At 34.0% G+C, this 10,743-nt stretch carries 8 protein-coding genes; 5 read left to right on the top strand and 3 right to left on the bottom strand.

Features of this window, described 5'->3' with window-relative positions; translation table 11 throughout:
- Positions 1 to 10: 10 nt before the first annotated feature.
- Positions 11 to 580: a phospholipase D-like domain-containing protein gene (locus UABAM_RS27230; protein WP_151971147.1), complete on the top strand. Its 570-nt coding sequence runs from the start codon at positions 11 to 13 to the stop codon at positions 578 to 580.
- 22 nt (positions 581 to 602) lie between these two features.
- On the opposite strand, the gene dpdA is transcribed toward UABAM_RS27230, so the two are convergent.
- Together dpdA and dbpB are read right to left on the bottom strand one after the other, a co-directional pair.
- Positions 603 to 2,897 (bottom strand): tRNA-guanine transglycosylase DpdA, encoded by a 2,295-nt coding sequence (gene dpdA, locus UABAM_RS27225; RefSeq protein WP_151971146.1) that lies wholly within the window; start codon positions 2,895 to 2,897, stop codon positions 603 to 605.
- Entirely contained in the window at positions 2,898 to 4,010 is a 1,113-nt protein-coding gene (gene dbpB, locus UABAM_RS27220; RefSeq protein WP_151971145.1) for a DGQHR domain-containing protein DpdB, read from the bottom strand.
- A gap of 225 nt (positions 4,011 to 4,235) precedes the next feature.
- Here dbpB and folE2 point away from each other — a divergent pair, with 225 nt between their 5' ends.
- Positions 4,236 to 5,009: a GTP cyclohydrolase FolE2 gene (gene folE2 / locus UABAM_RS27215; protein ID WP_151971144.1), complete on the top strand. Its 774-nt coding sequence runs from the start codon at positions 4,236 to 4,238 to the stop codon at positions 5,007 to 5,009.
- Positions 5,010 to 5,491: 482 nt separating this feature from the next.
- On the opposite strand, the gene UABAM_RS27210 is transcribed toward folE2, so the two are convergent.
- Entirely contained in the window at positions 5,492 to 5,899 is a 408-nt protein-coding gene (locus tag UABAM_RS27210; RefSeq protein ID WP_229759311.1) for a hypothetical protein, read from the bottom strand.
- A 368-nt stretch (positions 5,900 to 6,267) separates the two neighbouring features.
- Between UABAM_RS27210 and ribA the strand changes: the two genes are divergently transcribed.
- The 3 genes from ribA to UABAM_RS27195 are packed head-to-tail and all read left to right on the top strand — an operon-like array spanning position 6,268 to position 10,739.
- Positions 6,268 to 9,066 (top strand): GTP cyclohydrolase II RibA, encoded by a 2,799-nt coding sequence (ribA, locus tag UABAM_RS27205; RefSeq protein WP_151971142.1) that lies wholly within the window; start codon positions 6,268 to 6,270, stop codon positions 9,064 to 9,066.
- A 57-nt stretch (positions 9,067 to 9,123) separates the two neighbouring features.
- Positions 9,124 to 10,326: an NADAR family protein gene (locus UABAM_RS34055; protein ID WP_261343917.1), complete on the top strand. Its 1,203-nt coding sequence runs from the start codon at positions 9,124 to 9,126 to the stop codon at positions 10,324 to 10,326.
- Positions 10,323 to 10,739 (top strand): DUF4145 domain-containing protein, encoded by a 417-nt coding sequence (locus tag UABAM_RS27195; protein WP_151971141.1) that lies wholly within the window; start codon positions 10,323 to 10,325, stop codon positions 10,737 to 10,739. The genes UABAM_RS34055 and UABAM_RS27195 overlap by 4 nt, the downstream gene beginning before the upstream one ends.
- Positions 10,740 to 10,743 lie beyond the last annotated feature (4 nt).

Below are 10,743 nucleotides of genomic sequence, written 5' to 3'. Positions count from 1 at the left end.
AGGACTATTAATGCCCAACGTTACATGGCTAGAACCCAAAATATTATTGGACATACTTGCTCTAAATTTATATACAGCTCAAAATAATCTAAAAATGCCAAATGAAAAAGAACTTTTCATTATTTCTCCATGGATATCCAATTTTGAGTTGACAGTAACCCCAGGAGTTTGGCACCAACAATTGACAATTGGTTATAGGGAAACTAGTTTACGTTTACTAGACTTAATTTATCACTTTTCCAAACAAAAATGGAAAGTTCATATAGCTATATTGAAATACGGTTTCTCAAAAAAAGGATTAAGCAAAGATAAAGAAAAATATTGGCATGAGCGAACTTTTTTAAAAAAATCGCTACGATATCAAGCAAGTATATATGAATGTCCAGAGTTACATGCTAAAGGAGTGGTTACACCTTTAGCAATAATAACTGGGACAACGAATTACACTCATAGTGGTTTATATCGGCAGTCACAAAATGCAAACTATTTTGCATTTGATCACCCAGAGTATAATGGTAATAAAATACAACTAGTCGCAAAATTAAAAGGAGCTAGAAAATTGTCGGCGAAAGATCTTTAGGTAAAACAGTGGACTATTTTACTTAATTTTTATGAGTGTACCTTCTTAATAAAAAATTGGTGACCATGTCTATATGCCTTATTGTATTTTGAATTTCATTCCATGGTAAAATCATTGATTTACTAAACTTCCAAGTACCATTATTCCATGGAACATCTTTACCAAGAATTTTTAATTCATCTAAATATCTCTCAGATAAAGGAACTTTTCCACGCTTCATAAGTCGCCATGAGATAGTATCCATGAGATATCCCATACTTACAATACCAACGCCATGTGTTAACCGATTTCTTCTCGGAGGGAGATGCCATATATCTGAATAGTATGTTTTTACAGCATTCCAATAATTTAGAAGTATGTCAGATACTTTTTGTGGATTATGTCTATACTTAAAAAGGATACCGTTGGTAAGGCTATTTTCAAGCATTTTTAAGATAGACATGTCTTTTATATTCGCAGTTTCTATTCCTCTATAAGTCATTGTTTTTATACGCATATAAAAAGGTGAATTTCTATCAACATTAAGTTTTTCAAGAATAATATAAGCTTCACGCCTAGTCTTTAGTTTACTTGGTACATGTTCTTCAAAACTTGGTAGTAACTCATATATTAAACTTTTTGGAAGAGGTTTTGTATTATTTACAAGAACAAATTGTTGTCTTTCATCATTTTCTCCGTTTGATACGAAAGCAACAACCGAAATAGGAAAATTCGGTTGATTTGCTACTCTTAAAGCTGCTGCTCTTTGCTGACCATCTACAATCCATCCAGGTTTATTTTTATCACTATAGCTTATGGTCAACTTACCCAGTTCACTGTAAACATTTATTTTTTCGCAAGTACAAAAATCAATGTTCTTCTGAAAAGCAATAACTAAAGAGTTTGGAAGTATTGAATTGTCACTTTCTATGTACTCCTTTATTTCTTGGATATGCTGCATCACCTCAGGTCGCTGATAGCCTAACAGATCTCCATTATCTCCTCTTTTAACTCTCGAAACAGAGGCAAATTTTGAGATGTCTTTACCATTCACTACAAATGAATATATATACTTGCCTGGACTCTGCTCTGTTTTTATGCACGGTGCCACAATTTGTTGTTTCATTTCTCTTACCCTTTGAAGTTCTTGGTAGAAATGGAAAAGGTTATGAAATCCTCTACGTTTATTTCTATTTGTTCCTCTGTAAATTATAACTTCTATCCCTAACTGCTTACATATTGGGCAAGTACAATTTTTCCAAGGACTTTCATAAAGTACATTACGATATTTTTGACGGCAACTTTTTCCAAAAACATAGTTTTCATAAGTAACTATTGCTTCTAATGATTCTTCTAAACCAGTCTTTTCTTTTGCATAATTTCTTATTTTCATCAAGGCATCTTGTTCCAATTGAGATGCAACGTCTTGATTTATAACACCTCTCTGAACTTTTCTCTTTATGTCCATATTTTCGTAAACTTGGGGGATTCTAATAGCTCGATATCTTTTGGATTTACCAAAGAAGTAGTTATCATCTTCATCTTTGAATGCTTTTAGTATCGGGGAAGTACTATCAAAAGAATCAATACCCAAACCAGTAAATTTTTCAATTTTCTCTAACCTATTAAAACCAAAAATGTGCAATTTTACATTACTTGGGATCTTTGAACGAACTTCAGAAATAGCATCATAAAGAAAGTCTGTTGGTTGATAAGCCATTCCTCCTAACCCTATGTACTTATATCCGGCATCGACTAAAGTTTTTGCGTACTTACCAGCAGATTTGGGACTCCAACTTTGCACTGCTCCAATTGGTGTAAAGTCAACTTTTTTCGCTTGGCAAATTTTTAAAAATTCTATAGCACTTCGAGAAGAGAACTCTGCTCTTTTAGTAATTTCAGATGGTCGCCTTTTCTCATTGTCCCAAACAGTTTGCATTTTTGCGATAACATGATCTATAGAAACTCCATGAGTAAAATTACACATCTGATAGTACTCAATAATTTCATTATTAGTAAAAGGAGGTAAATCCATGTTTATATATGAAAACGAACCACAATCACCGATGACAGGAAAATTTGTTTTTGGAAGCCTAAAATATTTATGAACGCCTTCTCTAAAAAGGCGATACTTTTGGTTAGTTGAAAACTTTCCTTTATGAAATAAATCCCCTACAATATTACGAGAAACCAAGAGTCCATCATACGGACATGTCTCAAATACTTCATGTGGATATACATCATCAATTTGAGGAATTCTATTTTTCGACCAAGTTTCGGTATCAAAATTAAAGTTGGGATCAATATAATCTATATTTTCAGCAAAAAAAAATTTCACTTAGTTAACCCCCATATAAACTCTAATAAGCATATTTGAAAGTAATTTGATGTGACTTGATGTATTTTGAAGATGATTCCACTGAATGCCTCCTAAATGCTCCCACTTTCCCTCTGTCCAGGCACATACAGGTGGTATGATGGACATTTTCTGTTTTATTGTTTGCTGTAAATTTTTTTCATTTATTGTATGACTTACCATAACTCTATCCATTAAAACGCTCATAGACTTTATCCCAACACCATGCATCAAACGACTTTGAGTCGCTGGTTTTCCCCAAGCATTAGGAAATAAATCTTTCACAACACCCCAGTAGAGATTTAGAGTTAACCTAACACTTTCAAAATCAATTTCGCCACTGGCTACGTTTTTATATTGGTACAAACATCCATGAGGATTGTTCAAACTACTTCTTACCATTTGAATAATGGAGTTATCTGTAACGACTGCTGCTTTTTCAATTTTTCTATCTGTTGTTTGCCTGATAATGAGACCTCGGAATGGAGATTCTGGATCTTTATTGAGAAGATTACATATTGCCGATGGAATTTTATTTTTTGCTAAACTTGGTGGTAAAAGAGTATTCACTTCTGGAAGAAGTTCATTGATCAAACCTTTTGGTAAGGGTTTAACTTTGTTAACTAGTAAAAATTGTGTTCGATGAACTTCGAAGTCATCGCTTATGAATGCTGTGATGGGAACAACTAAATTTTTATTTTTGCACTTCATAAGTGCAAGACTTCTCTGTTGACCATCTACAATCCATGCAGGTTTTTTGCCAGAAATTGTCTTAGGAATTTCAAGAATTCCAGCAGTACAATAATTGCCCCCAACTTGAGGTCCTCGACTTTGCTTGAAAGAAACAGCACTAGATATAGCTAAAATGATGGAGTTAGGAAAAATAATATTTTTTGAGTCTAAATACTCAACTATTTCTTTTACATGATTGTTAACTTCATTTCTTTGGTATCCTAACAATTTTTCATTTTGATCTTTCTTTATTCTTGAAATATCAGCAATCTCAAGTATGAGTTTTCCTGGCAGAAAAAAAGAATAAATTGTTGTTTTATCTTGTTTTGTACAAAGAGTACGCACTTTGAGTGTTTTAGACATATAGTTTTCTACAATCTATACAAGAATTTAATTTAGGAATAATTACGAAAAACAAATATAATTATATTATACAGTTATTTTTAATAAGTTTATATATTTATAATGCAGTTATTTGAAAATTTATTTAGAATACTTTTGTCAATTAATAAACAAAGTAAATATCATAGCTAAACCATTGACAATAATTTTTGTAAATAAAAAACTTAAAAACCTAAGGAGAAACCAATGAGAGATGTTCAAAATAGCCATGATAATCGAAAAATTCCTATTAAAAAAGTAGGCGTAAAAGATCTTCGTTATCCTATTGAAGTGCTAGACAAAAATAATGAGTACCAATCTACCATTGCCAATATATCGATGTATGTAGATCTCCCTCATCATTTCAAAGGTACTCATATGTCTCGCTTTGTTGAAATACTAAATGAATATCGTGGAGAGGTTACCTTAAGAAATATAAACCAACTTTTAGGAAAAATGACAGACCAACTCAATTCTGATTGTGCGCATGTTGAAATAGATTTTGCTTACTTTATCAGCAAAATCGCTCCTGTTTCTAAACGTAAGAGCCTCTTAGATTACAATTGTTCGTTTATCGCAAGCTATAGTAAACAAGATCAGCAATATAACAATATCTTGCAAGTAAAGACTCCAGTAACAACACTATGCCCTTGCTCAAAAGAAATTAGCAAATATGGCGCACATAACCAAAGGGCGATAGTTACAATTCAAGTAAAGTATTCCGATTTTGTTTGGATTGAGGAACTAATAGAGATTGCTGAAAGTTCAGCAAGTTCTCCACTTTACACATTACTAAAACGCGAAGATGAAAAATATGTTACTGAGAAAGCGTATGATAAACCTGTTTTTGTTGAAGATTTAGTCCGAAATGCAGCCGTCTTACTAAATCAAGACCCCCGTATACTTTGGTATCGGGTCGAATCTGAAAATTTTGAAAGCATACACAATCATTCAGCATATGCAATGGTGGAGAGTGGATAAGAAATCAAAACTTTTTATTTAGATTTCAAATAGTATTGTTCTTGGTCGAGATATTTATTAGCATCTTTTTGTGAACCTTTTATGAGAAAAGATGTATTGCTCTATTGCAATAGAAGTGGCGAGAATGTGAAGTACTTTTCCAAAATAACTCAGATATAGAAGTATACCAAAAAGAATGACAATACCATATTGGTGTGATAAAAATATCTTAGGTGTCCAAAACAATACAAATTTTATGTACAAAAAAATTAGTTGCAAAAAAAGAGTTGGTTGCATTGCAAAAAAATGTTTAAATTTTTTTTCCTGTATCTAATATCGAAAGGATTAACAGTTGTTTTTGAGATATCTCATGAGTATGGTTATTTACGACAAAACTCAAAATTGCCAAACCTTTAAAAGGTTACAGTAGCTAAATCATGGAGACATTTAGGATGAAAATTTTAGTTATCAAAATCTGGGACAAACTTGGAAGAGTTCGTTTACTAAATCTCTCCTATTCTATCCCATTTTTCGAAATACTCTTCATTAGAGTACGATTTCACCTGTAACCAGTATGATACTTGCCCCTCTTTCTCCCTTTTTTCTGCTAATTTTTTAACTTCTTCAGGAATTAGGACAAAAGTCTTTGGTTCTTTATCTATTTCATTTACAATAATCCAATAATTTCCCATCACTTTGCCAAGATCTCTTCCCAAGGGGACAGCATTACGTTTGCTAAGGGTTTTAACCTGTATGCTTATCATTTTTGAGCAATCAGAGTTATAAGCAATGATATCGACTCCTTTAGCATTTCTTGCTGTAGGCATAGCATTCCAACCTTGTAATGACAACTTGTAGCAAACATAGTAAAGTCCTACGTTGCTTGTAACTTGTAGATTTTTTTCTTCCATTTTTAATTCTCCAAAGCTATTTTTTGTACTCAAAGACATATAATGGTTATTTTAAATAAATTTAAGATCTTTAAAAATACTTCTTGCAATTTCTTTCTGATTTATTCATCATAAAATAATACTAAAAAATTCATAGCAATTGGTCCGTGATAAGCAGCTAATCCAGATTATTAGCTGTTCGGTTCTCCATTTGCTCATCATAAACCCATATTTAATCTGGAGGGTCACCCATGAAAAGCAAATCGCAAAACTAATCCTCACTTTACAATTCCATAAAATATAACCCCTGAAACTTGGTCCGTGTTAAGTTGCTAATCCAGTTAGCAATTCGGGTTACCATGGTTCAAAATTGATTTCTGGAGGGGCACATGAATTCAACTTCAACCCAAGTTGTTGTTTTAATTGCAACTTGTGATCGGGATGACTTATTGCTTGATCGTTCGTTACCATCAGTACTAAATCAAAACCGATTACCTGATTATATCGTTGTCATTGATGATTCAAAGAATAATTCCAAACTGGAAGAGATTCTAACAGACAGAATACCACCAGGCGTAAAATTTATTTTTCTTAAAAACAAAAGAGCTAAAGGCGCTTCGGGAGCGTGGAATACTGGTCTGGTATTTGTAACAGATAATTTTAAAAATCCCGAAAATACATTTATTGCTATCCTCGATGATGATGATGAATGGCATCCATGCCATTTAGAAACATGTCTAAAACACACTCCAAACTACGATGTAGTAATAGGAGGGATTACTCGATATAGTAGTAAAACCTACAATGATAGCATTCCCAATGTTTTAAATATTGATGAACTATTAGTCACAAACCCTGGAATTCAAGGATCAAATACATTTGTACGCTTGTCTGCAATCCTTGAAGCAGGGCTCTTCGATGAAAATTTAGCAAGTTGTACTGATAGAGATCTATATATCCGCCTTGCACAAATGGGTGTGAAAACAGTATCAACGGAGAGACATACCGTCCATCACTATTGTTGTTCTGATAGATTACGCCTTTCTTCATATGGAAGTCCTTCAAAGCTAGAAGGGCTCCAGGCATTTTGGCAAAAATATCAAAGCCAAATGAGTAATGAGCAAAAGCAAATGTTTCTGGAAAGGAGTAAAACTCTTTTTGGTTTTGTTCCAAAACAGATAGCATCAATCCCTACTGCCAAGATACATTTTCCCAGAGATCCAGAGCCATTCCATTTAATTGTTGCTGTTATAAGTAACAATGCACAACAGTTAAAGCCTTTACTAGAGGATTTGCGTTGTTTGAGAGAAGAATCTTTCTTGTTAGACCTTGATGTACTTGTGATGGAAAATGGTGGAGATGGACAAAACTTACTGGAACTTACAAAAATGGATGGGATAAATTGCCATTTTATCAGCCTTAGTCAACAAATCAGAGATAATTCACGTGGAATATTTGGCAAAGGTTTTCAAAGAGAAAAATCATTGCTAGGTATTGGAAAAGCAAGGACTATTTTACAGCGATATATTCATCGCTTTATGGACAAAAAACAAAATTCTATTGGTTGGATACTTGATGATGATATGAGGCTTGATTTCCGCGCAAGACTATATCTTCCCTGGCTGCCAAGTTTTCGCAGATGGAAAGTCGATGTTTTGTTAGGCTCTTTTGAATATGCATCTCCTAATCCTCCATTGAACGGATCTCGAATACAACTTGTAGATTTAATCCATAATTTACAATGGCTAGATAATTTAAAACCTGATGATGTTTTACCTGATCGTAGTAATGAAAATAGACAAACTCGCCTGGTATATCCAGATTATTACTACGATTTATCGCGACTACATACAGGACATCTGGAAACACCGTACTGGTTAACGCCTATCTACGAGGGAGAAACGGTCAAAGAAGCAAGAACGCGCTTACTAGAACGTGCTCCTTATCTTTTAGCTGGCGAACCGCTTACAAGGCCGATATTGGTAGACTTACCTACTGATCCAATAAACGAAGCAAAAGAGTCTGTGAATAGAGGCGGTAATACTTTCATTTTGAACCCCTTGGCTTTACAAGCACCGAATGCAGTTGCCGAAGTATCTGGAAAAGAAGTAAGACGCTCAGATATGATTTGGGCAGTTATCAATCGTTACTACCATGGCCTCACAATTAAGCATGTTCATTTTCCTGTTATCCATAAAAGAAAGATTGAAGCAAAGCCACAGCTTAATATTCAAAAAGTTGTTGGGGAAATACAAGGATCTTCTCTTTACGCCGCCTTAAAAGAGATTTTAAAAGGACATGCGGTACACAACTTTGAATTTCATGAAGAAACAAAGAATGTTATCTGTGATAAAGTGCAGGAATACCAAAAAAAGCGCCTATTATCTTTAAAGATAAACTATTTTCGAGCTCGCGGTATACAAAAGTATATAAAGAACTACGACCAAACAGGTGAGCTTGAAGAGTTTGTAGAACAGTTATCGCAGTGGTACAGCGAAACTACGTTTGAAGCAATAGAATCAAGAGTAAAAACCCTATCAAAAGATGAAATAAAAAAATTTATAGATTCATTAAAACCTCAAATAGAAAACTATACTCCTAAAAGAGACCTATATTTAAACAACTGGTGTTATCTCCCTACTAACTATGGAGAATTTCGTATGTATGACACCGGAGATGAAGAGATTCGCCTTGTTAGTTATGGAGATGTACATCAGTTTAGTAGTATACCTCTAGTACGAATACATTCCTCTTGCATGGCCTCTGAACTATTTAAATCAAATGATTGTGATTGCGCTGATCAACTTGAAGAGGCAATGCAACGCATTGCTTCTCAACAGGAAGGACTTATTTTTCACCTCCATCAGGAGGGGAGAGGACAGGGACTTTCTAACAAAATCAAAGCAATATCTTTAATGCAAAAGCAAAAAATGGACACAGTTGAAGCCTTTGAAAAACTTCAGCTAAAACAGGATGTTAGAGACTATCAGAAAGTTGTAGATATTCTTTTGGATTTAAACATCAAGAGTGTCAGACTCATAACCAATAACCCTCGAAAGATATCTTGTCTTAGAGAAGCGGGTCTGGTAGTTGAGCCTGTAAATACTCAACCTAAAATCCGTAAAGAAAATCGCGATTATCTGTACACCAAAAGAGACAAACTTAACCACTTTTTTTGCTTAGATTAAAGGCCTGGCGTATTTTCTAATACGCTAGCATTTTAGCAACACAATCAGGAGGCCAAAATGAGTATCTCAATTATTGGATATGATGGCAGAGGAAAAGCTATTCATGAAATGTTTCCTTCTGCAATTATTTACGATTCAAATATCGTTAAATACTCTCAAAACATGGATGCGGCGCTCAAAACACATTTTTGTTTTATATGTGTTTCTGCTGGCGAAATGGAAGGTGGAGAAATAAACACTTCTACTATTGAATCCATAATAAAAACGTCACAAGCAAGAATTAACATCATTCAGACTATACTTCCACCAGGAACTGCACGCTACTTTGCAGAAAAATACAAAAAACAAATTGTTGTATTGTTTAGATACTGTGAGACAGAGAATCAACACCGTACCTATCTCATTGGGGGTGAATGCAACTCTATAAAAGAAGTTACGAACCTTTTGAGTAAAGATTTGAAACATTTCTTTTTGAAAACTTCTTTTGAAACAGCAGAGCTAGGTATGTATGTATATAACATTGCTTCTGCTATGCAAATAACTTTCCTAAATGATTTTTTTGAATTTGCACATAATTTGAATGCTGACTTCGACGTACTGTGCAAATTTTGGAATTTATTGTGTAAATACAACCCCAGATACAAGCCAAAAAATGATCTTAGGGGGTTTACTTCTAAGGATTTTATACTAAGTCTGAGTTCCGCGATTAATATTGCTGAAGAAAAGGGCATAAACACATTTTTTTTGGATGGTATAAGCCGCGCTAATAGTTTCAATATCCGCAAAAATTTTTATCCAAAGGAAAGACATTCCAGCAGAATACTATTCTATCAGATAGAACAGCCTTATGGATGCTTCTCTAATTTTTCTAAACACCCTGTTTATCTCAAAAACAAAATATGGATGACAGTTGAGCATTACTACCAAGCACAAAAATATGCAGGAACTCCTTACGAAGAGGAGTTGCGTATGGCTCCATCCCCAGTAAAAGCATCAAAAATGGGTCGCAAGAAAAACAATCCGAAAAGAGATGACTGGGAAAATGTAAAAAATGATGTTATGCGCGAAGCCATTTTTGCTAAATTTACTCAGCATCCAGATCTAAAAGCCAAACTAATCGCAACAGGTAAAGCAGATATCATCGAACACACAGAGAATGATAGTTATTGGGGAGATGGCGGTGACGGGTTAGGCAAGAATATGCTGGGCGAAATTCTGATGGAAGTTCGTAGTAATCTTCAGCAAGGAGAAAAGATATGATTTACAACATTTTCAAAAGTGTAACTCTTGATTCTTTACCTCTGTGGTTACAAAACGATGTTTATAAAATTTTAATCCATAAAGATTCTGAACCAGACTATAGCCTTACTCTTTGCCGAAAACTCCTTGAACGTTTGTGCGGAGAAATTTGTATTTATGAAGGACTGTTAAATAAAGACGAGATTTTACATTATAAGTTGAATGCCCAATTAAAAATTATCGAAAGAAAGTCGACCATTCCAAAAGTAATCATGGCACATCTATGGACTATAAAAGAGTATGGTAATTGTGGTGTACATGATCACAGAGAGTTTAACAAATGGATTAATTCCCAATATACGGAACCTTGTATATATGCGCTCGCAATGTTTTTAGAATGGTGTGCTAATGCATACCTTGTGGAAAGGAGTTAATTCC

The sequence above is a fragment of the Candidatus Uabimicrobium amorphum genome (genome assembly GCF_009002475.1).
GTDB classification, from domain to species: Bacteria; Planctomycetota; Uabimicrobiia; order Uabimicrobiales; family Uabimicrobiaceae; genus Uabimicrobium; species Uabimicrobium amorphum.
The sequence above is the reverse complement of the archived record's forward strand: the minus strand, read 5'-3'. Positions and strand labels throughout refer to the sequence as shown.